The following is a 25657-nucleotide window of genomic DNA, read 5'->3' as shown; positions in this document are numbered from 1 at the left end:
AACATGCCGATCATCACCCCCCACGCCTATCCCGCCGTGCGCATGCGCCGCATGCGCCGCGACCCGTTCTCGCGCGCCCTGATGCGCGAGAACACCGTCACCGCCTCCGACCTGATCTACCCGGTGTTCGTGCTCGACGGCCAGAACCAGCGCCAGCAGGTGGCATCGATGCCGGGCGTGGAACGCGTCTCCATCGACCTGCTGCTGAAGGTGGCCGAGGAAGCCGTCAGCCTGGGCATTCCCGTGCTGGCGCTGTTCCCCGTCGTCGATGCGTCCCTGAAGACCTACGACGGCGTCGAGGCGACCAACCCGGAAGGCCTGGTGCCGCGCGCCGTGCGCGAACTGAAGCGCCACTTCCCGCAGCTGGGCCTGATGACCGACGTCGCGCTGGACCCGTACACGACGCACGGCCAGGACGGCCTGCCGGACGAGAACGGCTACATCGTCAACGAAAAGACGATCGCCATGCTGACGCGCCAGGCCCTGGCCCAGGCCGAGGCCGGCGTCGACATCGTGGCCCCGTCGGACATGATGGACGGCCGCATCGGCGCGATCCGCCAGGCGCTGGAAGAGAAGGAACTGATCCACACCCGCATCATGGCCTACTCGGCCAAGTACGCCTCCGGCTACTACGGTCCGTTCCGCGAAGCGGTGGGCTCGAGCGCCAACCTGGGCAAGGCCGACAAGAACACCTACCAGATGGACCCGGCCAACAGCGACGAGGCGCTGCGCGAAGTGGCGCTGGACATCGCCGAAGGCGCCGACATGGTCATGGTCAAGCCGGGCATGCCCTACCTGGACGTGGTGCGCCGCGTGAAGGACGAGTTCAAGGTACCGACCTTCGCCTACCAGGTCAGCGGAGAATATGCGATGCTGCAGGCCGCCTTCCAGAATGGCTGGCTGGATCCGGACAAGGTCATCATGGAAACCATGATGTCGTTCAAGCGTGCCGGCGCCGACGGCGTGCTGACGTATTTCGCGCTGGACGTGGCGCGGCGCCTGAAGGCCGCTGCCTGATCAGCACGTCACGCATGACATCGCGATGTCGATGCCGTCCAGCACAGCTGGACGGCATTTTTTTTGGGCGGCCGCTGCGGCGATCACGCGCCGGCCTTGCCGAGCCGCGTGGCAATGTGCACGACCAGCTCCACGGGAGGCAAGTCTTCCGAGCGCCACACGAGGCGCCCGCCCGTGTCGACGAAGAAGACCTGCGACGAGTGCGCGGGAACCGCCGGCGCGCCGGCCTGCAGCGCCTTGCGCAGCGCGTCGATATCGGCTGCCGTGGGCACCGCCGCCATCCAGTTGCGTCCCGCCCCGAAGCGGCGCAGCCAGGCCGACAGGCTGCGCGCGTCGTCCATCGGGTCGATGCTCAGCGACAGCAATTGAAGCCGGCTGCCGGAGCGCGCGGCCTGCTCCTGGACGCCGGCGAACAGGGCGCCCTGCAGCGGACAGGTCTCGCTGCATCCCGTGAACATCAGCTGCAGCGCCGTCGTGCGGCCCAGCAGCAGGCGGCGCAGCGGCAGCCGCACGCCGTCGCTGCGCAGCACCTGCACGTCCAGCGGCAGGCCGACGGGCGGGTTCACGATGCCGATGCCGTGCGCCCGTGCAGCGGGCCCCAGGCCCGGCGTCAGGCACGCACCCGCGCATGCCATTGCCGCGAACAGCACGTGCCGCCTTCCCTTCCTATCGCTCGTCATCGCAACCGGCTCCCTTCGTCGTCAGGTAGGTCCACAGCGCATCGCACTGCGCCTGCTCGAGTTCGAAACGCGGCATCGTTCTTTGCAGGACGACCTCGTTCGGATTGATCCCCGTGCGCACGGCGCGGCAGAAACCATTCCTGTCGTAGGCGAACGGCGGCTCGCCGCGCCGCGCGCGGATGCGCGACAGGGTCGAGCAGCCGAGCGCGGGTGCCGAGCGCGTTTCCAGTGGCGAGGAAGACGCCGCACGACCGTGGCAGGCCAGGCAGGCACCCTGGCCCGATGGCAGGCTGGCCGTATGGCCGGCGAGCCGCCCCCGCAGCGCCTCCCTGCCGTCGAACAGGCGCTCGCCGCGGGCTGCCGCGGCGGATGCGGCAACCGATGCGGCAACCGATGCGGCAGCAGGCGCGGCGGCGCCCGCCCCCGCCGCCGCAAAGGGGGCCGCCGTCCCGGCGACGAAGGCGGTGCACAGGAGGACGGGCCACATGGCGCGCTCGCCGCATCTAGCTCAGCGCAGCTGCAGCATCCAGGCGACGCTGGGAACGCCGTTGGCATCCAGCGCGAACAGCATGTAGTAGCCCGGCGGCGCGATGCCGGCATTCGCGGGTGCCCGGAGCGTATAGCTGGTGGCGCCGGTGGTGGTGAACGTGAGCGGCACGCGGCGCTGGTCGTTGTTGAGCGAGTGCGTCACGGCGCTCAGCCGCATCAGCACGAACTGGCTGACCGCGCGATTGGTCGTGGCCGCGATCGTGCCGCCATAGCGGGCCTGGCGCGCCGCCGAGACGATGTTCGGGCGGCTGGCCGCCGTGCCGTTCGCGTTCAGCAGGTAAGGCGGCGTCAGGATCTGCGCATCCAGGTGGTTCGTCGTGCAGTTGAAGTCGCACAGTCCGCCGCCGCCGATGAGGACGCGTCCGTCGGGCAGCAGCAGCGAAAAGCTGTGGTAGTTGCGCGGGACCGTGAGCGCCCGCAAGGGCGTGAAGGCTTCGGTGCGCGGGTCCCAGATCTCCGTCATCAGCACCGAGCGGTCGTCGGAAAATATCTTGACGTAGGTCTGTCCGCCCAAGATGACGACCTGGCCATTGGGCAGGACGACGCTGTTGTGCATGGCGCGCGCGTAACGCATCGGCGACAGCTTCTTCACCCGGGCGCTGCCGCCGCTGATGTCGATCGTATAGGCCGCCGCCGTCGCATCGACCTCCTCGTATGCCTGGGCACCGCCCGTCTTGAGGATCTTGCCGATGTCATACATGACGGCATTGCCGTTCATGCTCGAGACGTCGTCGCCGCGCCGGCCGGCGGACGTCACCGCGCCGCTGCCGTTCGTGTCGATCCAGTGCATCTCGACGCCGGGACCGGCCTGGAATACCCGTCCGCCGGCCTGGGAGAACAGCCACAGGTGGTTGTCGCCGCGGTAGACACCGTCCGGGTCCGGCGTGATGAAGGGGGCGATGGGAATGCCGGACATGAGCGTCCAGCCCGCGCCGTCGCGCCAGATCTCGCCGTTCTTGTCGCCGATCGGACCGCTCCACGAACCGCCCAGCGTGAGCACGTTGCCGTTGGAGAGCGTCGCATTGCCCTGGTAGCCGCGGGCGACCTGCATCGGGTAGGAAGCGCCCCACGTATCGTTCGCGAAATCATAGATGCTCGTCTTCTGGCTGCTGGAGCCGCCGTTGACGAGCAGCCTGCCGTCGGCCAGCAGGCTGGTGCCAGGGCAGAACATGTCGTGGCCCGTTTCCGCGACCCAGCGCTGGGTCACGGACAGGGTCGCCGGGTCGAACAGCGCGGTCGCGGTAAAGCCGTTGTCGCCGCTGAAGGTGGTCGGGCTGAAGGCGGCCCAGGTGACGACCTTGCCGTTCGGAAGATTGGCGGCGGCCACCGGGACGATGGGGAACGGGATCAGGCCGGTCAATGCGGAGGGCAGCGTCGTCGTCGTCGTCGCGCCCTGGACATCGCAGAACTTGGCAACGCCGTAGGCCGGATCGCCGAATACGGCATTGCTGCATTGAATCGAGTTCGTTGCACTCTGGTAGGCATAGCTGCCATTCGCGCCGTAGCGGACTTGCCGGGTACCTTCGAAAGTGCAGGTCTGGTCCTCGGCGGCGCACCTGGTCCATTCCCCGCTCGTCGGCGCAGGCGTGGTCGTGCTGTCGGCATAGCTGCAGACCTTGTCGAACCCGTAGGCGGGATCGCCGAAGACGGCGTTGGTGCAGGCGATCGACGCCGTCGCGGTCTGGTAGGCGTACTGGCCATTGGCGCCATAGCGCACCTGCCGCGTTCCGCTGAACGTGCAGACCTGGTCTTCCAGCGCGCACTGGACCCAGGACGCGGCCGGCGGCGTCGTCGTGTCGCCGGCGTAGTCGCATGCCTTGCCCACGCCGAACGCGGGATCGCCGAACACATCGTTATTGCAACCGATCGATCCGGTCGCCGTCTGGTACGCATAGCTGCCGTTCGCGCCATAACGTACCTGCCGCGTTCCGCTGAACGTGCAGTCCTGGCCTTCCTGGGCGCACTGGATCCAGGTTCCTTGCGCGAATGCGGGCGTCCATCCGTCCATGAAAAAAGAACATAGAACGAAGACACACGCCGTTAATAACTGTTTGAAAAGCAGTGTATTTTTCATCTTATCCCGCCTTCATCGCCATTGATAAGGGAACGATGCCTTTACCCGATTCGGCTACCGCTCAGGCAAAGGTAAGGCGGCGGCTCCCCATCCCGCTTGCGGAGCGTCACTGCGTGGACTACGCAAAATCAATACGCATTCATCATGGAAAACGGCAAATGCAAATGACCAAAACAAAAAGCCCGGTCGATATGGCGACCGGGCTTTTTATTGTCTAGTCTCGCACTCAACCGCGCGGCGGCCTGTACTCCGGGAACATTTCCTTGTAGAGGAAGTTCATCAATTCCTGCGTATCCTGCGGGCGCGCCGACAAGGTCACCACGCGGTTCAGGCGGTGCGAATCCCATTCGAAGTCGCCGCTCTTTTCCTTGCGGATCAGCTCGATCATTTTCTTGACGATTGCCGTCTCGATGTCCGGCTCGCTGCCGCGTTCCACCGTCACGGCGGTCAGCCAGCGGCGCTTGAAGTTCGGGTTCCAGCCGCGGAATTTCAGGTCGGCCTTGGAGAAGGTCTGGTTGGTCACGCTGAACACGCCGCCCGTCTCGTTCGGGTCCTGGCCGCCGCGGCCGTTGATGCCGGCGATATTCGCCAGCGCATTGCGGGTGCCGCGCGCGGCCTCGCTTTCCTCGGCCGGCGGCGCGTCCGAGCGGGTGGCACCGCGCGCCTTCTTGCGCGCCTCGATATAGGCCTGCATGTCGACTTCCTGCGGCGGCGACTTGCTTTCTTCCTTCGGCGGCGTCGGGACCGGGGCTTCCTTGACCGGCTTTTCGTCCGGCAGCGTGATGGTGTCGGGCAGACGCTGCACCTTCGGCCGGGACGCCGGCGCGGGCTTCGCCGCCTTCGACGGCGCCGGCTTCGACGTCTTGGCCGGCTGTTGCGACGGCTTCGGCGTGGGCGTGGGCTTGACCTGCGGCTCGGGCGGCAGCCACACGATGGCGTTCTCGGCGCCGGCCTTGGGCGGGGAACTGTGCTTGTCCTTCGGCTGGTACAGCCAGATCGCGACCAGCAGCACGTGCAGCAGCACGGTGGCGATCAGGCCGGTGCGGTCCGGTCCCTTGCGGCCGTACGTGATCACACTCCGTCCGGGCAGCGGCTGGCCGCAATGTGCGCAGACATCGCTATCGTCCAGTGGCATGTGGGAATGGTCACGCAAGATATGAGTACCGCTTTTCGAACACAGCTGGGATGGGTTAACGTGCGCAGTCTACCGCGTTTGGTAACTGTACGCACGCATCGTTGGACATTTGCAAACAGCTTACAAGTTCGCCGTTTTAACTGTTGTTACAGGATGTATCCGCAAATCGCCCGATATTCCTGCGATCTGCGGCGATTTTACCCGGTAATCGGGGTTTGATAGCAAAAAGGCGGGCACCTGGCCCGCCCTCCATGGACAAACTGTAATCCGCTGCCCGCGCGTCAGGCCACCTTCACGAGGTCCAGCTCCGGACGGTCGAGCTTGGCCAACTGCTCGTCCGTCATCGGGCCGCTGCCGCTGTACTTGTCCAGGTACAGGTAGATCACGGGCGTGATGTACAGCGTGATGACCTGGGAGAACACGAGGCCCCCGCACACCGCCAGGCCCAGCGGCTGGCGCAGCTCGGCGCCGGCGCCCAGGCCGAGGGCGATCGGCAGCGCGCCCATCAGCGCGGCCAGCGTCGTCATCATGATCGGACGGAAGCGCAGGATGCAGGCTTCGCGGATCGCCTGCTCCGGGGTCATGCCGCCGTTGCGCTGGGCGTCCAGCGCGAAGTCGATCATCATGATCGCGTTCTTCTTGACGATGCCGATCAGCATGAGGATGCCGATCATCGCGATGATGGTCAGGTCCATGTTGAACAGGCGCAGCGTCAGCAGCGCGCCCACGGCCGCCGACGGCAGGCCGGCCAGGATCGTGATCGGGTGGATGAAGCTTTCGTACAGCGCGCCCAGCAGCACGTAGATGACGCCCACGGCCGCGATGATCAGCACCAGCTGGCTCGATTGCGAGCTCTGGAACACGGCCGCGTCGCCGCCGTAGTTGGTGATGACGGACGACGGCAGCTTGATCTCCTGCCCCATCTGCTCGATGGCGGCCGTGGCCTGGCCCAGCGAGGCGTCCGGCGCCAGGTTGAACGACAGCGTGATCGCCTGCAGCTGGCCCTGGTGGTTGACGGAGATCGGGCCCACGGTACGCTTGACGCTCGCCACGCTGGACAGCTGCACCATGCGGCCCGTGCTGCTGCGCACGGACAGGCGCGACAGCGCGTCCTCGAACTCGCGGTCCGGCTTCGCCGTCTCCAGGATCACGTAGTAGCTGGCCGCCGTCGAATAGATCGTCGACACCTGGCGCTCGCCGAACGCCGCGTACAGCGCCGTGCGCACGTCGGACAGCTGCACGCCCATGGCGTTGGCCTTGTCGCGGTCGATGTCGAGCGTGGCCTGCAGGCCGCGCTCCTGCGAATCGCTGGTGACGTCGCGGAACAGCGGATTGGCCTGCATGCGTTCCAGGAACTGGTTGGCGTAGCCGTTGATCGGCTCGCCCGACACGCTCTGCAGCGTGTACTGGAAGCGGCTCTTGCTCTGGCGCCCGCCCAGCTGCAGGTTCTGCACCGGCGACATGTAGACGGCGATGCCGGCCACCGCGCGCGTGCTCTTCCTCAGGCGCTCGATCACGGCCGGCATCTTGTCGCGCTCCTCGCGCGGCTTCAGCACGACGAACATGCGTCCGCCGTTGCCGCCGCCCGAGAAGGCGGTCACGTCCTGCACGGCCGGGTCGTCCTGGATCACCTTGGCCACGCGTACCTGCAGGTCCATCATGGCCGCCGACGAGATGTCCTCGGCCGCTTCCGTCGACACGCGCAGCTGGCCCAGATCCTCTTCCGGGAAGAAGCCCTTCGGGATGTCGGTGTACAGCACGGCCGTCAGGACGAAGGTGCCGAAGGCGATCGCCAGCACCACGGCGCGGTGCGCCAGCGCCAGGTCCAGCGTCTTCTCGTAGCCATTCCTCACCTTGGCGAAGCCGGCCTCGAAGTGGCGGCCGATGAAGCTCTTCTCTTCGTGCACGTCATGACCGTGCGCGGACAGCAAGCGCGAGGACAGCATCGGCACCAGCGTCAGCGACACGACGGCCGACACCAGCACGGCCAGGCCGACGATCACGGCGAATTCGTGGAACAGCAGGCCGATCACGCCCGGCATGAAGAAGATCGGGATGAACACGGCGACCAGCGACACGGAGATCGAGATGATCGTGAAGCCCATCTCGCGCGAGCCCTCGAGCGCGGCGCGCATGGGCTTCTTGCCCATCTCGATGTGGCGCACGATGTTTTCCAGCACCACGATGGCATCGTCGACGACGAGGCCGACGGCCAGCGTGATGCCCAGCAGCGACACGTTGTCCAGGCTGTAGCCCATCCAGTACAGCAGCGACAGCGCGCCCAGCAGCGAGATCGGCATGGTGATGGCCGGGATCATCGTGGCCGACAGGCGGTGCAGGAACAGGAAGATCACCAGCACCACCAGCACCACGGTCAGGCCCAGCGTCAGGTTGACGTCGTGCAGCGCCTCGCGGATCGAGATCGAGCGGTCGTTGACGAGGTTGATCTTGATCGAGGCCGGCAGCTGCGACTGGAAGCGCGGCAGCAGGTTCTTCACGTGGTCGACCACGGCGACCGTGTTCGCGTCCGGCTGGCGCTGCACCAGCAGCACGATCGAGCGCTCGCCGTTGTAGGCGCCGAAGGCCTTGACCGACTGGTAGCTGTCCTCGACGTCGGCGACGTCCTTCAGGCGCACCGGCTGGCCTTCGCGGGTGGCGACGATCAGGTCGGCGAAGTCGGCGGCGCGTTGCATCTGCGGCGGGCCCTGGATGGTCAGGGTCTGCTGCGGGCCGTCCAGGATGCCCAGCGGCGCGTTCGAGTTGGCGGCGCGCAGCGCGCTGGCCAGTTCGTCCATCGTCAGGTTGCGCGCGTTCATGAGGTCGGTCTTGGCGCGCACGCGCACGGCGAACTTCTTGCCGCCGTTGACCTGCACCTGGGCCACGCCCGGCAGCGTCGAGATCGCGGGCGACACGAGGTTCTCGGCGTAGTCGTTCAGCTCAGACAGGTTCATCGACGGCGAGGTCATCGTCATGAACAGCACGGGCGCATCGGCCGGGTTCACCTTGCGGTAGGACGGCAGGTCCGTCATCTCCTGCGGCAGCTGGCGCTGGGCGGCGAGCAGCGCGGCCTGGACGTCGACGGCGGCCGCGTTGATGTCGATCGACGTGTCGAATTCCAGCGTCAGCGAGGTATTGCCCTGGCTGCTGCTGGACGTGATCAGGTTGATGCCGGGGATCGTCGAGAACTGCTTCTCGAGCGGCAGCGCCACCGACGAGGCCATCGTCTCGGGGCTGGCGCCGGCCAGGTTGGCGTTGACGTTGATGACGGGCGTGTTATAGCTGGGCAGCGCCGCCACGGGGATGTGGAAATAGGCGAGCACGCCGACCAGGATCAGCGTGAGCGACAGCAGCACGACCATCACGGGCCGGCGGATGCACAATTCGGACAGGTTCATGGCTCAGCTTTTGTTGGCGGCGACGGTGGTGGCGCGGTCCTTGTTGCCGCCGTGGTCCTTGTCCAGCTCCTGGACCAGGCGCACCTTGCCGCCCGGGCGCACGTTCTGCTTGCCGTCGGTGATCACCTGCTCGCTGCCGCTCAGGCCGGACACGGCCGCGTCCGGCCCGAAGCCGTACAGGCGCTGCACAGCGACCTGCTTCGCCGAATAAGCTTGATGCGGGTCCTTGTCCAGCACGTACACGAAGGTTCCGGTGGCGTTCGTGATGATCGCCGTCTGCGGCACCACCACGGCATTCTTCAGCGTCTGCACGGTGACCCTGGTGTTCACGTACTGGCCCGGCCACAGCGTGGTGTCGCGGTTGTCGAACTCGGCCTTCACGCGGATGGTGCCGGCCATCGGGTCGACCGTGTTGTCGACGAAGCTGAGCTGGCCCTTCACGGGCGCCAGGTCGGCGCCGGGCAATGCCTGCACCTCGACCTTGCCGCGCTTTTGCGCGGCCAGCAGCGCCGGCAGCGCGGACTCGGGCAGCGTGAAGGCGACCGTGATCGGGTCGAGCTGGGTGACGGTGGTCAGCGAGGTGGACGGCTGCACCAGGCTGCCCGGATAGACGTTGATGCCGCCCACGCGGCCGGACATGGGCGCGTGGATGGCCGTGTAGCTGGTGGCGACGCTGCTGGCGCGCGCGGCGGCGATGTCCGACTGCAGCGTGGCCTTGGCCCCGTCGACCTGGGCGCGCAGCGTGTCGACGGCGCTCTGGGCGATGTATTTTTGCGCGAACAGGTCCTGGCTGCGCTTGTACTGGCGCTCCAAGTCGGCCAGCTGGGCGCGGTCGCGCTCCACCTGGGCCTGGGCCTTGTCGAGGTTGGCGCGGTCGGCGCGGTCGTCGAGCGAGAACAGCAATTGTCCCTGCTGCACGAACTGGCCTTCCTTGATGTGCACTTCGCGGATCGTGGCCGTGGTCTGCGGATGCAGGTCGACGGTGCGGATCGGCGTCACGGTGCCGTTGGCCTGCTGCAGCACCGGCACGTCCTGGCGTTGCGACGGCACTACGTTGACGACGGCTGGCGGCTGTTCGCCGTGGCCCTTGCCCGGCTTGGCGACCAGCGCTTCCGGCTGCGCGCCGCTATGATGGTTCACGTACCAGCCCCCGGCGCCGACGGCGACGACGGCGGCGACCAGTGCGATGTTCTTGTGTTTCATTCCACTCCCTCTGCCCGGTGCTCTGTGCCAGGCTCGTTCTTATGCGATGAGGGCATTGCCGGATGTCGACGTCAATACCCGGCGGCGATTGTCGCATACGGGCATGACGGCAATATGTCGGAATGTTGCTGTAGGTAGAATTACTTTCCCGGGTAGTATTCCGGCAACATCAACGTCACTTCCAGGCCGCCTTCCGGGTGGTTGGCGAGTGCGATGCTGCCCCCGTGCTGCTCGGCGATGTTGCGCGCAATCGTCAAGCCGAGGCCGGTGCCGCCGGATTCGCGCGAGCGCGACGTCTCGACGCGGTAGAACGGGTCGAACACGCGCGCCAGCTCCGCTTCCGGGATGCCGGGGCCGGCGTCGCGGATGCGGATGCGGGCAGCGCCGTTGATGCGGTCCACCGTCACCTTGGCCGCATGGCCGTACTTGACGGCGTTGTCGATCAGGTTGACGAGGCAGCGCCGCAAATCGAGCGGCCGGCCCAGCAGCGCCATGCCGGCGTGGCCGGACAGGCTGACGCGCTGCTGGGCGTCGGCGGCGTCGGCGCAGACCGAATCCAGCAGCGAGTCGAGGTCGAGCATCTGCATGGTCTCGGTGGTGTCCATGCTGCGCGCCAGGTCCAGGCCCTCGCGCACCATCTGCTGCATCGCCGACAGGTCGCCGATCAGGCGTTCCTGCAGGTCCGGCTCGTTGACCTTTTCCAGGCGCAGGCGCAAGCGCGTGAGCGGCGTCTGCAGGTCGTGGGTGATGGCGGCCAGCATCTGGGTGCGCTGGAAGATGTACTGGCGAATGCGCGCCTGCATCGCGTTGAAGGCGGCGCTGGCCTGGCGGATCTCGTCGGCGCCGGTCAGGTCCAGCGGCGGGTGGTTGATGTCGTTGCCGAGGTTTTTCGCGGCCTGCGCCAGCTGCTTGAGCGGGCGCGTGGTCATGCGCGCCACCAGGTAGGCCAGGAAGGCCACGCTGAGCAGCAGCAGCGCGATGGCGGTCGTGTAGTCGGTGCGTTCCGGGCCCGTGACGGAGCGCGGCGGCAGCACCGACAGGCGCAGTTCGTCGCCGTCGCGCAGGCGCACGCTGATGTTCTCGCAGGTGCCGCGCCAGGTCATGCTCAGCAGGCCGAACACGACCGGCTGCTCGTAGCCGATGCCGCACTGCTCGGGGCGCTCGACCAGCGAGCGCAGTTCGTAGCGCGGCCCGAGGCGCGCCGCCAGCTGCCTGGCGAAGGCGCTCTGGGCCGGCGCCGGGATACCGGCCGCGCCGGCGACGTCCTTGAGCAGCAGCCCGGGACGGTTGGCGATGTCGAGGTAGGAAGGACGGGCCGATTCGGGGACGATCTCGGTCGCCATGATCAGTTGCTCGGCACGGTCGAGCAGGTGCTGGTCGCGGTAGGTTTCGATCACGCGCTGGCGCTCGGCATCGGCGAGCAGCTGCGTGAGCGCGGCGGTGAGCAGGATCCCCAGCAGCAGGGTGGCGAACACGCGGCCCGTCATCGAGCCGAGGAAGGCTCTCACGCGCCCGGCTCCACCGTCACCTGGCCGGCCAGCACGTAGCCGCCGTTGCGCACCGTCTTGATAATCTGCGGCATGCGCGCATCCTCGCCCAGCTTCTGGCGCAGGCGGCTGATCTGGATGTCGATCGAGCGGTCGAACGGGTCGGCGTCGCGGCCCTGCGTCAGGTTCAGCAGCTGGTCGCGGTTGAGCACGCGGTTCGGGTGTTCGAGGAAGACGCGCAGCAGGCGGAACTCGGCGCCCGACAGCATGATGATCACGCCCTGCGGATTGACCAGGTGGCGCGCCGTCAGGTCCAGCGTCCAGCCGGAGAACTTCATCTGCTGGACGTTCTCGACCTGGGAGTTGGGCGGCATCGCGTGGCTGCGGCGCAGCACGCTGCGGATGCGCGCCAGCAGCTCGCGCGGTTCGAACGGCTTGGGCAGGTAGTCGTCGGCGCCCATCTCGAGGCCGAGGATGCGGTCGAGCGGCTCGTTGCGCGCCGTGAGCATGATCACGGGCAGCGTCGAGTGCGCGCGCAGCTTGCGGCACAGCGTGAGCCCGTCGTCGCCCGGCAGGTTCAGGTCGAGCACGATCAGGTCGGGGCGCGACTCGTCGAGGAGCTTCCACATCGCATTGCCATCGGCGGCCGCCAGCGCGCGATAGCCGTTCGCCTCCAGGTAGTCGGCCAGGAGGGAGCGGATATCGCGGTCGTCGTCGACGATCAGAATGGTAGATGGTGTGTCCATGACATCATTATCGCGGCTGGCGCGGCCCCTGAACAGCATCTTTGTATCGATGTGTATAAGGATGGCATAGGGAAACAAATTGATACAAAGAGCGCGACAGCGGACACGCCGTGCTTACATTTTCCCTCGAAGATGGACACATGCCGCACACGTTCCGACGCCCTTCCCGGCGCACGTTGCGCGCAGATTCACGGCGCCTTGCGGCCATATTCCATGGCCGCCGCCGCGTTCAACCTGACTAGGAAAAAGAGATGACTACCATGCGCAAATCCATCGTTACCGCACTCGCTGCCCTGTCGCTGGGCGCGGCCGCCATCGGCGCGCACGCCCAGACCGCCGCCCCGGCGGCCCAGGACCAGGGCCACCCCAAGGCCGAGCACCAGGGCCGCTTCGGCCACGGCCCGAAACTGACGCCGGAACAGCGCGCCGAGTTCCGCGCCAAGCGCGTCGCCAAGCTGCACGACGAGCTCAAGATCACCCCGGCCCAGGAACAGGCCTGGAACGCCTTCGTCGCCTCGATGCAGCCGCCTGCCCGCGGCCAGCACGGCCCGCGTCCGGACCGCGCCGCCATGGCCAAGCTGTCGGCGCCCGAGCGCATGGCCAAGGCCATCGAGCGCCAGAAGCGGCGCACGGCGGCCATGGAGCAGCGCCTCGGTGCGCTGAACGACTTCTACGCCGTGCTGACGCCGGAGCAGAAGCAGACGTTCGACGCCAAGGCGGCGCGCATGCAGCACCGCTTCCACCGCGGCCCCGGCGGCTGGCAGGGGAACGGCCAGGGCCGCAGCGGCGATACGGCGCGCGGCTGATCCGCCGTCGCCATGAACAACGGACACCCGCGGGTGTCCGTTTTTTTTCGCATGGACGTAAAGATCGTCCTTGCAGGTGTTACTGAAGTTTTCCGAGCGAGCCCAGGAACTTGCCCGTATCCTGGTAGCCGATCACGCGGCTGTCCGGGATCTCCTGCCCATCTTTGCCGAACAGGATGATCCCCGGCGGCCCGAACAGGCCGAAACGCTTGAGCATCGCGCGGTCGTCGCCGTCGTTGGCGGTGACGTCAACCTGCAGCAGCAGCGTGTTCGCCAGGCGCGCCTTGACGGCCGGGTCGACGAAGGTCAGCTTTTCCATCTCCTTGCAGGACACGCACCAGTCGGCGTAGAAGTCGAGCATGGCCGTCTTGCCGGTGGCGGCGTTGGCGGCCAGGGCGGCGTCGAGCTGGGCGACGGTCTTGATGCGGGTGAACGCGAGCGGCTGGTGCGCCGGGGCGCCCCCCGTGAAGCGGGCCAGCGGCGCGAACGGGTCGCGCGCGCCGCTCACCAGGCCGACCAGCTGGGTCGCGCCGACGACGACGGCCGCCGTGCCCAGCGCCAGCGCCGCCCAGTGCGCCTTCTTCCCTGCCCCGTGGCCACGCACGAGATAAAAGCCGTAGCCGAGCAGCAACGCTGCCCACAGCAGCATCTGCGCCAGGCCCGGCAGCACGGGCGTGACCATCCAGATCGCCATCGCCAGCATCAGCACGCCGAAGAAGCGCTTGACCGATTCCATCCACATGCCGGCGCGCGGCAGCAGCGAACCGGCCGACAGGCCCACCAGCAGCAGCGGGATGCTCATGCCGATCGCCATCGCGAACAGCGCGGCGCCGCCGACCAGCACGTTGCGCGTCTGGCTGATGTAGACGAGGGCGCCGGCCAGCGGCGCGGCCACGCAGGGGCCGACGATCAGCGCCGAGATCGCGCCCATCACGAACACGCCGGCCAGCTTGCCGGACGACTGGCGGCCCGAGGCCGTGGACAGCCGGGTCTGCAGCGCGGCCGGCACCTGCAGCTGGTAGACGTCGAACATCGACAGGGCCATCGCCGCGATGAGGATGGCGAACGCGCCCAGCACCCACGGGTTCTGCAGCGCCGCGGCCAGGCCTTCGCCGAGCAGGCCCGCCGCCACGCCCAGCAGCGTGTAGACGATGGCCATGCCGAGCGAATACGCGAGCGACAGCACGAAGCCGCGCGCGCGCTTCACGTCCTTGCCTTCGCCGACGATGATCGAGGACAGGATCGGCACCATCGGCAGCACGCAGGGTGTGAACGCCAGGCCCAGGCCGAGCAGCACGAAGGCGGGCACGATGGCCAGCAGGCGGCCGCCCTGCAGCAGCGCGCCGATGCCGGAGAGTTCGGAAGGCGCCGCCGCACCCTGTACCGGAACGGTGGTGCCCTGGGCTGCGGACGGCGTATCGACCGGCGCCGGGGCCTGTGCTGCCTGGCCCGGCAGCGCGAAGCCCTGTGCGCCGGGCGCGGTGGACTGGCCGGCAGGCGCGGCGCCGGCGCCGATCGGCAAGGCCGGCTGGGCCGTGCCGCCGACGCCGGCCACGAGCTGCACGGAGGCGTCCTGGGGCGGATAGCACAGGCCCTTGTCGGCGCAGCCCTGCCCTGTCACGTTCAGCGTGAAGGGGCCGCTGCCCTGCACCGGGATGCGGATCTCGACGCCCTTGTGGTAGGTCTCGACATCCTTCTGGAACGTCTCGTCGAACTTCACCTTGCCGGCCGGGATGGCGGGCTCGCCCAGCGTCGCGCCCGTGGCCGTGAACTTGAAACGCTCGCGGTACATGTAGTAGCCGTCGGCGATCGCGTAGCTGACGACGGCCGTGTGCGCGTCGAGCATGCGCGCGGAGAGCTTGAACGCCTGCTCGGGCGGCAGGAAATCGTCGTCGGCGCGCGCGGGCGCGACGATGGCCAGCAGGGACAGCAGCACGGCGAACAGGACCGGCAGGGAGCGAAGCGGAATGCGGAAAAGGGACATGGATCGACAGGATTGGTTTCGGCGCAGCAGCATGGTACACCGCCGGTGGCCCTGCTGCACGGCTGACGGCCACGGCGCAGCCAGGTCGAGCGCTTCGGCAAAGCGGATGAGACGATCGGGCAGCCGGCCCGTCGCACGGACGAAAAAAAACCAGGCGCGGAGCCTGGTTTTCATTGACGCTGAGTGGATTACTCGGCGGTCGGTGCGTCTTCTGCAGCGCCGACTTCCGGACGGTCCACCAGCTCGACGTATGCCATCGGTGCGTTGTCGCCGACGCGGAAGCCCATCTTCAGGATACGGATGTAGCCGCCCGGACGCGCGTTGTAACGCGGGCCGATTTCAGCGAACAGCTTCTGGACGATTTCGCGGTCACGCAGACGCGAGAAAGCCAGGCGCTTGTTTGCCAGGGTGTCGTTCTTGGCCAGGGTGATGATCGGCTCGACGACTTTACGCAGTTCCTTGGCTTTCGGCAGCGTGGTCTTGATCGCTTCGTGACGCAGCAGCGAAACGGTCATGTTGCGCAGCATGGCCAGGCGGTGGGACGAAGTACGGTTCAGCTTGCGAAGGCCGTGACGGTGACGCATGGTAGTTCCTTTCGAGTGTTTTAAATCCAGTTCTTCGATCGTCCGAGCGCTTGCGCGCGAGGACGCGGACCGGTTCTAAGTTGAAAACTGCCCGGACGCCATTGCCCGGGCAGGTAGTGCAAAATTACTTTTCCAGACCTGCAGGCGGCCAGTTTTCCAGCTTCATGCCCAGGGTCAGGCCGCGCGACGCGAGAACTTCCTTGATCTCGTTCAGCGACTTGCGACCCAGGTTCGGGGTCTTCAGCAGTTCGTTTTCCGAACGCTGGATCAGGTCGCCGATGTAGTAGATGTTCTCGGCCTTCAGGCAGTTCGCCGAACGGACGGTCAGTTCCAGGTCGTCCACCGGACGCAGCAGGATCGGATCGACCAGCGGCGCGCGCGACGGGGCTTCCGCGGCGGCTTCGGTGCCTTCCAGGGCGGCGAACACGTTCAGCTGGTCGACCAGCACGCGGGCCGACTGGCGGATCGCTTCTTCCGGCGTGATGACGCCGTTGGTCTCGATGTTGATGATCAGCTTGTCCAGGTCGGTACGCTGCTCGACACGGGCCGATTCCACGGCATACGACACGCGGCGCACCGGCGAGAACGAGGCGTCCAGGATGATGCGGCCGATGGTCTTGTTGGTGTCTTCCGACAGGCGGCGCACGTTACCCGGCACATAGCCGCGGCCCTTCTCGACCTTGATCTGCATGTCCAGCTTGCCGCCGGCGGTCAGGTGGGCGATCACGTGTTCCGGGTTGATCAGTTCGACATCATGCGGCAGGTCGATGTCCGATGCCAGGACCGGGCCTTCGCCTTCCTTCTTGAGGGTCAGCGTGACGGAGTCGCGGTTGTGGACCTTGAAGACCACGCCCTTCAGGTTCAGCAGCAGGTCGACGACGTCTTCCTGCACGCCATCCAGCGACGAGTACTCGTGCACGACACCGGCGATCGTCACTTCGGTCGGTGCATAGCCGACCATCGACGACAGCAGCACGCGACGCAGCGCGTTGCCCAGGGTGTGACCGTAACCACGCTCGAACGGCTCCATCACGACTTTCGCGTGGCCGGCGCCCAGTGCTTCGACGTCGATGATACGTGGCTTCAACAAACTATTTTGCATGAAATGTCCTTTTCAATACCCTCGGCTCGTTACACCGATAAGGCTGATGGCATCAGTAGAAACGCCCGCTGCGATGGCGGGCGGTACAACGAATTCTGTGGTTGGACGGAGCACGACTCCGTCGTCCCTGCGAAGGCAGGGACCCAATTTCTGCAAGCGTAATCGCTGCTCGAAATTGGGCCCCTGCCTGCGCAGGGGTGACAAAAGCGGACGGCTCGCGCCGCCCGCTTTTGTCAATCAACGCGAGTACAGTTCGACGATCAGTGCTTCGTTGACGTCGGCAGCGATCTCGTTACGCTCCGGGAATGCACGGAAGGTGCCTTCGAACTTCTTGGCATCGACCGAGACCCAGCTCGGGAAGCCGACTTGTTCAGCCAGCGACAGCGCTTCGGCGATACGCACTTGCTTCTTGGCCTTTTCGCGGACAGCGACGACGTCGCCGGTCTTGACCTGGTACGAAGCGATGTTCACGACGTTGCCGTTGACGGTGAAGGCCTTGTGGCTCACCAGCTGGCGTGCTTCGGCGCGGGTCGAACCGAAGCCCATGCGGTAGGCGACGTTGTCGAGGCGGCCTTCCAGCAGCTTCAGCAGGGTTTCACCGGTGTTGCCCTTGCGGCGCGACGCTTCGGCGAAGTAGCGGCGGAACTGGCGCTCCAGGATGCCGTACATGCGCTTGACCTTCTGCTTTTCGCGCAGCTGGTTGCCGTAGTCCGAGGTACGCTGGCCCGACTTGACGCCGTGCTGGCCCGGCTTGACGTCCAGCTTGCACTTGGAGTCGAGCGAGCGGCGTGCGCTCTTCAGGAACAGGTCGGTGCCTTCACGGCGCGACAGTTTTGCTTTTGGTCCGATATAACGTGCCACGTTAAACTTCCTTTATTTGAATGATCACGCCCCGGAAGCGGATTCCTATAAAATCCACAACAGGCGCTAGTCCAGCTCTGCATGAGACCGGACGTGGCTTGTAAAAACCGCCCGGGCCGGAAGGCCAAGGCGACAATAGCCGGGCAGTATAACCCATTTCTGGGCCAACTGCACCGGCGGGTGCGATACCACGATCACGCGGCGTATCGTCTTCACGACAGGCGGCCAGGCCGCCGATCGGGATTAGATACGACGACGCTTCGGCGGACGGCAGCCGTTGTGCGGAACCGGCGTCACGTCCTGGATCTCGGTGATCTTGATGCCCAGGTTGTTCAGCGCGCGCACAGCCGACTCACGGCCCGGGCCCGGGCCCTTGATGCGCACTTCCAGGTTCTTCACGCCGTATTCCTGAGCGACCTTGCCAGCAGCTTCGGCAGCAACCTGCGCTGCGAACGGGGTCGATTTACGCGAACCCTTGAAGCCGGCGCCGCCGGAAGTCGCCCACGACAGAGCATTGCCCTGACGATCGGTGATCGTGATGATGGTGTTGTTGAACGATGCGTGGACGTGTGCGATGCCTTCAGCGACGTTCTTTTTGACTTTCTTGCGGACGCGTGCTGCTGCCGCCGAGCTTTGTTGCTTAGCCATGGTCAGTTCCTAGATTATTTCTTGAGCGATTGAGCTGCCTTGCGCGGGCCCTTGCGGGTACGTGCATTGGTACGGGTGCGCTGGCCGCGGACCGGCAGGCCCTTGCGGTGACGCATGCCACGGTAGCAGCCCAGGTCCATCAGACGCTTGATGTTCATGGACAGCTCACGGCGCAGATCGCCTTCGACCACGAACTTGCCAACTGCGTCACGCAGCTTTTCCAGTTCGTTGTCGTCCAGATCCTTGACCTTCTTGTTGGTAGCAACGCCAGTCGAAGCGCAGATCTGCTGCGAGCGGGTGCGACCGATACCGTAGATCGCCGTCAGGCCGATGACGGTGTGCTGATGATTGGGGACGTTGACCCCTGCAATACGTGCCATTCGTTATTCCTCGTATTAACCTTGACGCTGCTTGTGACGCGGCTCGACGCAGATCACACGGACCACGCCCTTGCGCTTGATGATCTTGCAGTTGCGGCAGATCCGCTTGACTGAAGCGTTAACTTTCATTTTGCACTCTCTTCCAGATTCGATAACTTGATTACTTTTACTTGGTGCGGAACACGATGCGGGCCCGGGACAAGTCATACGGGGTCAGTTCCACCGTTACCTTGTCACCCGGAAGAATGCGGATGTAATTCATCCGCATTTTACCCGAGATGTGTCCTAACACCACGTGCCCATTTTCCAGCTTCACGCGAAAGGTCGCGTTCGGGAGATTCTCGAGAATCTCCCCTTGCATTTGGATGACGTCGTCTTTTGCCATTCGGTCTGATCACTCCTGGTTGCGTCCCGCGCTTAACGCGACGGGATGCCGCCCTTGAAATTTGCCTTGCGCAGCAGCGATTCATATTGCTGCGACATGACGTAGTTCTGCACTTGCGCCATGAAGTCCATCGTGACGACCACGATGATCAGGAGCGAGGTTCCGCCGAAGTAGAAAGGAACTTTCCACTGGCTCTGCAGGAACTCCGGCAACAGGCACACTGCCGTGATATAGACCGCACCGGCGAGGGTCAGGCGCATCAGGATCTTGTCGATGTAGCGCGCAGTCTGCTCGCCCGGACGGATGCCCGGAACGAAGGCGCCGCTCTTCTTCAAGTTGTCCGCCGTCTCCTTGCTGTTGAATACCAGCGCCGTGTAGAAGAAGCAGAAGAACACGATCGCCACCGCATACAGCAACGCGTGGATCGGCTCGCCGGCGGTCAACGACGCCGCAAGGTCCTTCAAGAACCCGATGAACGGGTTATTGGTGTCCTTGCCGCGCGTGAACCAGTCGACGATCGTGGCCGGGAACAGGATGATCGAAGAAGCGAAGATCGGCGGGATCACGCCGGCCATGTTCAACTTCAACGGCAGGTGGCTGGATTGGCCACCGTAGATCTTGTTACCGACCTGGCGTTTCGCGTAATTCACCAGGATCTTGCGCTGGCCGCGTTCGACGAACACGACCGCGTAGGTCACGAGGGCCACCAGAATCACGATGAAGATTGCGGCGAAGCTGCTGATCGAACCGTTCGACACCAGGGTGAACAAGCTACCCAGTGCGTTCGGCAGACCGGCTGCGATACCGGCAAAAATGATGATCGAGATACCGTTGCCAAGACCGCGCTCGGTGATCTGCTCGCCCAGCCACATGAGGAACATGGTGCCGGTCAGCAGGGTCGTGACGGTCACGAAGCGGAAAGCCACGCCCGGGTCGATGACCAGGCCTTGCTGCGCTTCCAGCGCGACTGCGATGCCGAACGCCTGGAACAGAGCCAGCACGACCGTGAAGTAACGGGTGTACTGGGTGATCTTGCGGCGACCGGCCTCGCCCTCTTTCTTCAGTGCCTCCATCTGCGGCGAGACGATCGACACCAGCTGCATGATGATCGAAGCCGAAATGTACGGCGTAATGCCAAGTGCGAACACGGCAAAGCGGGACAGGGCACCACCGGAGAACATGTTGAACATGCCCAGGATGCCGCCCTCGTTCTGCTTGAACAGCTGGGCCATGGCGACCGGGTCAATCCCGGGGACCGGGATATGAGCACCGATACGGTACACGACCAATGCGCCAAGCAAGAACCACAACCGGCCCCAGGGGAAGCCGGAAGCGGCACTTTTACCAAGTTGTGAATTAGTCGCCAATTTTTGCTCCGATCAGGCAGCGGTCGCGCTTACGCGACCGAGCCGCCAGCTGCTTCGATCGCTGCCTTCGCGCCAGCGGTGGCCTTGATGCCTTTCAGGTTCACCGCCTTGGTGATTTCGCCCGACAGGATCACGCGCACGTCGCGAGCGACGACCGGCAGCACGCCGGCTTGCTTGAGCACCAGGATGTCGATGTCGCCGACGGCCAGGTTGTTCAGGTCCGACAGGCGCACTTCCGCCTTGAACGAAGCGTTCAGGGACTTGAAGCCGCGCTTCGGCAGACGACGCTGCAGAGGCATCTGACCGCCTTCGAAGCCGACTTTGTGGAAGCCGCCCGAACGCGATTTCTGACCCTTGTGACCGCGGCCGGCAGTCTTGCCCAGGCCCGAGCCGATACCGCGACCGACGCGGCGCTTAGCGTGCTTGGCGCCGTCTGCTGGTTGGATGGTATTGAGTTGCATTATTTTCTCCGTTGACCAAGCCGCGGCTTAGTCGACAACTTTAACGAGGTAGCTGACCTTGTTGATCATGCCGCGGACCGACGGGGTGTCCTGCAGCTCGGAGACCGAGTTGACACGACGCAGACCCAGACCGCGCACGGTGGCGCGGTGATCCTGACGGGTACCGATCAGGCCTTTGACCAGCTTGACTTTAACGGTGTTTGCCATGGTAATTCCCCTTAACCCAGGATCTCTTCGACCGACTTGCCGCGCTTGGCAGCGATGTCAGCCGGGGTGCTCATCTTCGCCAGACCGTCGAGGGTCGCACGAACCAGGTTGTACGGGTTCGACGAACCGGTCGACTTGGCGACCACGTCGGTCACGCCCATCACCTCGAAGATAGCGCGCATTGCGCCACCGGCGATCACGCCGGTACCCGGCTTGGCCGGCGACATCAGGACGCGCGAGGCGCCGTGACGGCCGGTGACGGTGTGCTGCAGCGTACCGTTCTTCAGGGGCACCTTGATCAGGTTGCGGCGGGCTTCTTCCATCGCTTTCTGCACGCCGACCGGAACTTCCTTCGACTTGCCTTTACCCATGCCGATGCGGCCATCGCCGTCACCGACAACGGTCAGCGCTGCAAAACCCATGATACGACCACCCTTGACCACCTTGGTCACGCGGTTGATCGCGATCATTTTCTCGCGCATGCCATCATCCGGCTTGTCGCTTGCCATTTTCGCTTGCATTTTTGCCATGACGATTCTTCCTTAGAACTTCAGACCGGCTTCGCGCGCGGCTTCTGCCAGCGCCTTCACACGGCCGTGGTAACGGAAACCCGAACGGTCGAATGCGACTTCGGTGATCCCTGCTTTCAGTGCTTTTTCTGCGACGCGCTTGCCGACCAGGGCAGCAGCGGCAGCGTTGCCGCCGGCGCCAGTCTTGCCAGCCAGTTCCGCACGCACTTCTGCTTCCAGCGTCGAAGCCGACACCAGGACTTTGGCGTCCGGGCTGATCAGGTTCGCATAGATGTGCAGGTTGGTGCGGTGCACCGACAGGCGGTTCACGCCCAGCTGCGCGATCTTGATGCGGGTTTGGCGCCCACGACGCAGACGCGATTCTTTCTTGTCCATCGTCAACTCCGATTATTTCTTCTTGGTTTCTTTGAGCTTCACCACTTCGTCCGCATAGCGGACACCCTTGCCCTTGTAAGGCTCAGGCGAGCGGTAAGCGCGCACTTCGGCGGCAACCTGGCCGACCTTTTGACGATCGATACCCTTGATCAGGATTTCGGTCGGGGTCGGGGTGGTTGCGGTGACGCCTTCCGGCATCGCGTGCAGCACCGGGTGCGAGAAACCCAGGGACAGGTTCAGGGCGTTGCCCTGGACTGCCGCCTTGTAACCCACGCCGACCAGGGTCAGCTTGCGCTCGAAGCCCTTGGTCACGCCGGTCACCATGTTGTTGACCAGTGCACGCAGGGTGCCCGACATCGCGTTCGATTCGCGCGAATCGTCGATCACGTCGAAGGTCAGCGTGCCGTTGTTGTTTTCCACTTTGACCAGGCCGTTCAGCGGCTGGGTCAGGCTGCCCAGCGGGCCCTTGACGGTGATCGACGACGCGTTGATCGCGACATCGGTACCGGCCGGGACGGCGATTGGCATCTTAGCTACTCGAGACATCGTCTACTCCTTAAGCCACGTAGCACAGCACTTCGCCACCGACACCGGTTGCGCGTGCTTTGCGGTCGGTCATCACACCCTTCGGGGTCGAGACGATTGCCACGCCCAGGCCGTTCATGACCTGAGGGATATCATCCTTGCCCTTGTAGATGCGCAGGCCAGGACGGGAGACGCGCTCGATGCGCTCGATAACCGGACGGCCAGTGTAGTACTTCAAACCGATTTTCAGTTCAGCCTTGCCACCTTCGGTGGTCACGGCGTAATCTTCGATGTAACCCTCGTCCTTCAGGACGTTGGCAATCGCAACCTTCACTTTCGACGACGGCATCGACACATTGGTCTTCTGCACGCCTTGTGCGTTGCGGATGCGGGTCAGCATATCGGCGATAGGATCGCTCATACTCATTGCTTGTTCTCCTATTACCAGCTAGCTTTGGTCATACCCGGGATTTCGCCTTTCATGGCGAATTCGCGGAGTTTGGTACGGGCCAGACCGAATTTACGGAAAGTGCCACGGGGACGGCCGGTCATGGCGCAGCGGTTACGCTGGCGGGTCGGGGCCGAGTTGCGCGGCAGAGCCTGCAGCTTCAGGCGCGCTTCGTAACGTTCTTCTTCGGTCTTCGACTGGTCGTCGATGATTGCTTTCAGAGCTGCACGCTTTGCGGCGAATTTCTCCACCAGGTCTGCACGCTTCTGTTCGCGGTTAATCAGTGCAAGTTTTGCCATGCTCTTAGTTCCTGAACGGGAATTTGAAGGCGGCGAGCAGCGCTTTGGCTTCTTCGTCGGTCTTGGCGGTGGTGGTGATCGAGATGTTCATGCCACGCAGCGCATCGATCTTGTCGTAATCGATTTCCGGGAAGATGATCTGCTCTTTGACGCCGATGTTGTAGTTGCCACGACCGTCGAACGACTTGCCGCTGACGCCGCGGAAGTCACGCACGCGCGGCAGGGCCACGGTGATGAAACGGTCCAGGAATTCGTACATGCGGGCGCCGCGCAGGGTCACCATCGTGCCGATCGGGTAGCCTTCGCGGATCTTGAAACCTGCGATTGCCTTGCGAGCTTTGGTCACGACCGGCTTCTGGCCGGCGATCTTGGTCAGGTCGCCAGTGGCGTGCTCGATGACCTTCTTGTCGGCGACTGCTTCGGACAGACCCATGTTCAGGGTGATCTTGGTCAGGCGCGGGACTTCCATGATCGACTTGTAACCGAACTTCTCGGTCAGTTCGCCGACGACTTTGTCTTTATACAGTTGTTGGAGACGGGCCATTTCTTATTACCCCTTCACTACTTCGCCGTTCGACTTGAAGACGCGGACTTTTTTACCGTCCACATCCTTGAAGCCAACGCGGTCTGCCTTGCCGGTCGCAGCGTTGAACAGCGCGACGTTCGACACGTGAATCGGCATGGTCTTGTCGACGATACCACCAGTTACGCCGGTCATCGGGTTCGGCTTGACGGCCTTCTTGGCCACGTTCACGCCTTCGACGATGACGTGCTCAGCATCAACGCGTTGCTGAACGACACCGCGCTTGCCCTTGTCCTTGCCGGCCAGGACGATGACTTCGTCGTTTTTACGAATCTTAGACATTACGACTCCCTTACAGAACTTCAGGTGCCAGGGACACGATCTTCATGAACTTCTCGGTGCGCAGTTCGCGCGTCACCGGTCCGAAGATACGGGTGCCGATCGGCTCCAGCTTGGCGTTCAGCAGCACGGCGGCGTTGCCGTCGAACTTCACCAGGGAACCGTCTTGGCGGCGCACACCTTTGGCGGTACGCACGACCACGGCATTGTAGATTTCACCTTTCTTGACGCGGCCGCGCGGTGCGGCTTGCTTCACGGTGACCTTGATCACGTCGCCAATGCTGGCGTAACGGCGTTTCGAGCCGCCCAATACCTTGATGCACAGAACTTCCTTGGCACCGGTATTGTCGGCCACTTCGAGCCGGCTTTCGGTTTGAATCATGATATTTTCTTTCCCAACTTAAGCCGTAGAAAACCCCACGGATATACCGTAGGCCTGCGGTCAGTCTTGGTCCCGTCGCACCGCCCCTGCTGGAGCGCCACGTTTGGGTGATTGGACTTTCCAATGTACTTCGTTTGCAGGCCGCAGCAATCGCGGGAGGACAAACTGCGGCAACACATGAACGAAGCCCGCTAGTATTACACAATACCAGCGGGCGTCGCAAGACAAATTTTCAGGGTGTCGCGTACCTGCCGCGCCACCCCGTACTGCTCTTACAGAACCTGTGCGACCTGTACGACTTTGGTCAGGGTCCAAGCTTTCGTCTTCGAGATCGGGCGACCTTCCTGGATCTCGACCGTGTCACCGGTCTTGGCCTGGTTGGTCTCGTCGTGCGCGTGATACTTGTTCGAGCGCACGATGATCTTGCCGTACAGCGGGTGCTTGACGTGACGCTCGACCAGCACGGTCACCGTCTTGTCCATTTTGTCGGACACGACCTTGCCGACCAGCGTACGCTTCAGCGCCGTTTTAGTGGTGTCGTTCATTTGGCTTCCTTCTGGTTCATCACGGTCTTGACACGCGCGATATCGCGGCGCACCTTCTTGAGCTGGGCGGTGTTGCTCAGCTGCTGCGTAGCGAGTTGCATGCGCAGGCCGAACTGTGCCTTCAGCAGCTCATTCAGCTCTTGCTGCAGAGCTGCCTGGTCTTTGCCGCGGAGTTCCGTTGCTTTCATTCTTAACTCCTGTTATTGGCCGACTTGACGCACCACGAAGGTGGTCGCCAGCGGCAGTTTGGCAGCGGCCAGGCGGAATGCTTCGCGCGCCAGTTCTTCTGCGACGCCGTCCATCTCGTACAGGACCTTGCCCGGCTGGATTTCAGCGACGTAGTACTCCGGATTACCTTTACCGTTACCCATACGGACTTCGGCCGGCTTGTTCGAGATCGGCTTGTCCGGGAAGATGCGGATCCAGATACGACCGCCACGCTTGATGTGACGGGTCATGGCACGACGCGCCGCTTCGATCTGGCGTGCGGTGATACGGCCACGGGCAACTGCCTTCAGGCCGAATTCGCCGAACGACACTGCGGTGCCGCGGGTGTGCGAAATGCCGGTGTTACGGCCTTTCTGCTCTTTACGATACTTTCTGCGGGATGGCTGCAGCAT

General features: G+C 64.4%; 32 protein-coding genes. 2 read left to right on the top strand and 30 right to left on the bottom strand.

Annotated elements, in window-relative coordinates:
- The first annotated feature begins 3 nt into the window (after positions 1 to 3).
- The gene (hemB, locus tag ACI1V7_RS18125; RefSeq protein ID WP_404533166.1) at positions 4 to 1017 is read left to right on the top strand and encodes a porphobilinogen synthase; all 1014 of its coding nucleotides are present in this window, start codon (positions 4 to 6) and stop codon (positions 1015 to 1017) included.
- Positions 1018 to 1100: 83 nt separating this feature from the next.
- Here the strand turns inward: hemB and ACI1V7_RS18120 are convergent, their stop codons facing one another.
- The 8 genes from ACI1V7_RS18120 to ACI1V7_RS18085 form a co-directional block, all read right to left on the bottom strand.
- Positions 1101 to 1697, bottom strand: coding sequence for an SCO family protein (locus tag ACI1V7_RS18120; RefSeq protein ID WP_404533165.1), 597 nt, complete (start codon positions 1695 to 1697; stop codon positions 1101 to 1103).
- The gene (locus tag ACI1V7_RS18115) at positions 1684 to 2184 is read right to left on the bottom strand and encodes a hypothetical protein (RefSeq protein ID WP_404533164.1); all 501 of its coding nucleotides are present in this window, start codon (positions 2182 to 2184) and stop codon (positions 1684 to 1686) included. Before ACI1V7_RS18115 ends, ACI1V7_RS18120 begins: the two co-directional genes overlap by 14 nt.
- A 21-nt stretch (positions 2185 to 2205) precedes the next feature.
- On the bottom strand, positions 2206 to 4254 hold the full coding sequence (locus tag ACI1V7_RS18110; protein WP_404533163.1) for a galactose oxidase early set domain-containing protein: 2049 nt from the start codon (positions 4252 to 4254) through the stop codon (positions 2206 to 2208).
- A gap of 292 nt (positions 4255 to 4546) precedes the next feature.
- Positions 4547 to 5455: a hypothetical protein gene (locus ACI1V7_RS18105; protein WP_404533162.1), complete on the bottom strand. Its 909-nt coding sequence runs from the start codon at positions 5453 to 5455 to the stop codon at positions 4547 to 4549.
- 281 nt (positions 5456 to 5736) lie between these two features.
- A complete protein-coding gene (locus ACI1V7_RS18100) occupies positions 5737 to 8850 on the bottom strand; it encodes an efflux RND transporter permease subunit (RefSeq protein WP_404533161.1) in 3114 nt (1037 codons plus the stop codon).
- A 3-nt stretch (positions 8851 to 8853) separates the two neighbouring features.
- Entirely contained in the window at positions 8854 to 10053 is a 1200-nt protein-coding gene (locus ACI1V7_RS18095) for an efflux RND transporter periplasmic adaptor subunit (protein ID WP_404533160.1), read from the bottom strand.
- 140 nt (positions 10054 to 10193) lie between these two features.
- Positions 10194 to 11561, bottom strand: coding sequence for an ATP-binding protein (locus ACI1V7_RS18090; protein WP_404533159.1), 1368 nt, complete (start codon positions 11559 to 11561; stop codon positions 10194 to 10196).
- Entirely contained in the window at positions 11558 to 12286 is a 729-nt protein-coding gene (locus ACI1V7_RS18085; RefSeq protein ID WP_404533158.1) for a response regulator, read from the bottom strand. The genes ACI1V7_RS18090 and ACI1V7_RS18085 overlap by 4 nt, the downstream gene beginning before the upstream one ends.
- Positions 12287 to 12537: 251 nt before the next feature.
- On the opposite strand from ACI1V7_RS18085, the gene ACI1V7_RS18080 reads away from it, so the two are divergent.
- Positions 12538 to 13092, top strand: a complete 555-nt coding sequence (locus ACI1V7_RS18080) for a Spy/CpxP family protein refolding chaperone (RefSeq protein WP_404533157.1) — start codon at positions 12538 to 12540, stop codon at positions 13090 to 13092.
- A gap of 79 nt (positions 13093 to 13171) precedes the next feature.
- Here the strand turns inward: ACI1V7_RS18080 and dsbD are convergent, their stop codons facing one another.
- The 22 genes from dsbD to rplP all read right to left on the bottom strand — a co-directional run bounded on the left by dsbD (position 13172) and on the right by rplP (position 25657).
- The gene (gene dsbD / locus ACI1V7_RS18075; RefSeq protein ID WP_404533156.1) at positions 13172 to 15076 is read right to left on the bottom strand and encodes a protein-disulfide reductase DsbD; all 1905 of its coding nucleotides are present in this window, start codon (positions 15074 to 15076) and stop codon (positions 13172 to 13174) included.
- Between the two features lie 188 nt (positions 15077 to 15264).
- Positions 15265 to 15660 carry a 50S ribosomal protein L17 gene (rplQ, locus tag ACI1V7_RS18070; RefSeq protein WP_290414973.1) on the bottom strand — a complete coding sequence of 132 codons (396 nt, stop codon included), beginning with the start codon at positions 15658 to 15660 and terminating at the stop codon, positions 15265 to 15267.
- Between the two features lie 124 nt (positions 15661 to 15784).
- Positions 15785 to 16762, bottom strand: coding sequence for a DNA-directed RNA polymerase subunit alpha (locus ACI1V7_RS18065; protein WP_290414974.1), 978 nt, complete (start codon positions 16760 to 16762; stop codon positions 15785 to 15787).
- 237 nt (positions 16763 to 16999) lie between these two features.
- A complete protein-coding gene (gene rpsD, locus ACI1V7_RS18060) occupies positions 17000 to 17623 on the bottom strand; it encodes a 30S ribosomal protein S4 (RefSeq protein ID WP_404533155.1) in 624 nt (207 codons plus the stop codon).
- 243 nt (positions 17624 to 17866) lie between these two features.
- Positions 17867 to 18271: a 30S ribosomal protein S11 gene (gene rpsK / locus ACI1V7_RS18055; protein WP_135205915.1), complete on the bottom strand. Its 405-nt coding sequence runs from the start codon at positions 18269 to 18271 to the stop codon at positions 17867 to 17869.
- Positions 18272 to 18285: 14 nt separating this feature from the next.
- Positions 18286 to 18651, bottom strand: a complete 366-nt coding sequence (rpsM, locus tag ACI1V7_RS18050; RefSeq protein ID WP_169434637.1) for a 30S ribosomal protein S13 — start codon at positions 18649 to 18651, stop codon at positions 18286 to 18288.
- A gap of 15 nt (positions 18652 to 18666) precedes the next feature.
- A complete protein-coding gene (gene rpmJ / locus ACI1V7_RS18045) occupies positions 18667 to 18780 on the bottom strand; it encodes a 50S ribosomal protein L36 (protein ID WP_005663407.1) in 114 nt (37 codons plus the stop codon).
- A gap of 37 nt (positions 18781 to 18817) precedes the next feature.
- On the bottom strand, positions 18818 to 19036 hold the full coding sequence (gene infA, locus ACI1V7_RS18040; RefSeq protein WP_005663428.1) for a translation initiation factor IF-1: 219 nt from the start codon (positions 19034 to 19036) through the stop codon (positions 18818 to 18820).
- Positions 19037 to 19068: 32 nt separating this feature from the next.
- Positions 19069 to 20403: a preprotein translocase subunit SecY gene (gene secY, locus ACI1V7_RS18035; protein WP_290414977.1), complete on the bottom strand. Its 1335-nt coding sequence runs from the start codon at positions 20401 to 20403 to the stop codon at positions 19069 to 19071.
- A 29-nt stretch (positions 20404 to 20432) separates the two neighbouring features.
- The gene (gene rplO / locus ACI1V7_RS18030) at positions 20433 to 20864 is read right to left on the bottom strand and encodes a 50S ribosomal protein L15 (protein ID WP_290414978.1); all 432 of its coding nucleotides are present in this window, start codon (positions 20862 to 20864) and stop codon (positions 20433 to 20435) included.
- Positions 20865 to 20891: 27 nt separating this feature from the next.
- Positions 20892 to 21071 (bottom strand): 50S ribosomal protein L30, encoded by a 180-nt coding sequence (rpmD, locus tag ACI1V7_RS18025; protein WP_169434640.1) that lies wholly within the window; start codon positions 21069 to 21071, stop codon positions 20892 to 20894.
- 11 nt (positions 21072 to 21082) lie between these two features.
- Complete coding sequence (rpsE, locus tag ACI1V7_RS18020; protein WP_036172216.1) at positions 21083 to 21601, bottom strand: 30S ribosomal protein S5; 519 nt, start codon at positions 21599 to 21601, stop codon at positions 21083 to 21085.
- Between the two features lie 12 nt (positions 21602 to 21613).
- Positions 21614 to 21976 carry a 50S ribosomal protein L18 gene (rplR, locus tag ACI1V7_RS18015; RefSeq protein WP_109345400.1) on the bottom strand — a complete coding sequence of 121 codons (363 nt, stop codon included), beginning with the start codon at positions 21974 to 21976 and terminating at the stop codon, positions 21614 to 21616.
- A 12-nt stretch (positions 21977 to 21988) separates the two neighbouring features.
- Positions 21989 to 22522: a 50S ribosomal protein L6 gene (gene rplF / locus ACI1V7_RS18010; protein WP_404533154.1), complete on the bottom strand. Its 534-nt coding sequence runs from the start codon at positions 22520 to 22522 to the stop codon at positions 21989 to 21991.
- A 10-nt stretch (positions 22523 to 22532) separates the two neighbouring features.
- Entirely contained in the window at positions 22533 to 22928 is a 396-nt protein-coding gene (gene rpsH / locus ACI1V7_RS18005) for a 30S ribosomal protein S8 (RefSeq protein WP_404533153.1), read from the bottom strand.
- A gap of 14 nt (positions 22929 to 22942) precedes the next feature.
- The gene (gene rpsN, locus ACI1V7_RS18000) at positions 22943 to 23248 is read right to left on the bottom strand and encodes a 30S ribosomal protein S14 (RefSeq protein WP_036240351.1); all 306 of its coding nucleotides are present in this window, start codon (positions 23246 to 23248) and stop codon (positions 22943 to 22945) included.
- Positions 23249 to 23252: 4 nt separating this feature from the next.
- The gene (gene rplE / locus ACI1V7_RS17995; RefSeq protein ID WP_290414981.1) at positions 23253 to 23792 is read right to left on the bottom strand and encodes a 50S ribosomal protein L5; all 540 of its coding nucleotides are present in this window, start codon (positions 23790 to 23792) and stop codon (positions 23253 to 23255) included.
- Between the two features lie 6 nt (positions 23793 to 23798).
- Positions 23799 to 24113, bottom strand: a complete 315-nt coding sequence (gene rplX, locus ACI1V7_RS17990; RefSeq protein WP_290414982.1) for a 50S ribosomal protein L24 — start codon at positions 24111 to 24113, stop codon at positions 23799 to 23801.
- Between the two features lie 10 nt (positions 24114 to 24123).
- On the bottom strand, positions 24124 to 24492 hold the full coding sequence (rplN, locus tag ACI1V7_RS17985) for a 50S ribosomal protein L14 (protein WP_036172202.1): 369 nt from the start codon (positions 24490 to 24492) through the stop codon (positions 24124 to 24126).
- 272 nt (positions 24493 to 24764) lie between these two features.
- Positions 24765 to 25037 (bottom strand): 30S ribosomal protein S17, encoded by a 273-nt coding sequence (gene rpsQ / locus ACI1V7_RS17980; protein ID WP_047826119.1) that lies wholly within the window; start codon positions 25035 to 25037, stop codon positions 24765 to 24767.
- Positions 25034 to 25225: a 50S ribosomal protein L29 gene (gene rpmC / locus ACI1V7_RS17975; protein ID WP_290414983.1), complete on the bottom strand. Its 192-nt coding sequence runs from the start codon at positions 25223 to 25225 to the stop codon at positions 25034 to 25036. The genes rpsQ and rpmC overlap by 4 nt, the downstream gene beginning before the upstream one ends.
- Positions 25226 to 25237: 12 nt before the next feature.
- Positions 25238 to 25657, bottom strand: coding sequence for a 50S ribosomal protein L16 (gene rplP, locus ACI1V7_RS17970; protein ID WP_005663456.1), 420 nt, complete (start codon positions 25655 to 25657; stop codon positions 25238 to 25240).

The organism is Massilia paldalensis (assembly GCF_044901715.1).
Lineage (GTDB): Bacteria > Pseudomonadota > Gammaproteobacteria > Burkholderiales > Burkholderiaceae_D > Telluria > Telluria paldalensis.
Note: the sequence above shows the minus strand (reverse complement) of the source record. Positions and strands in the feature narration are given on the sequence as shown.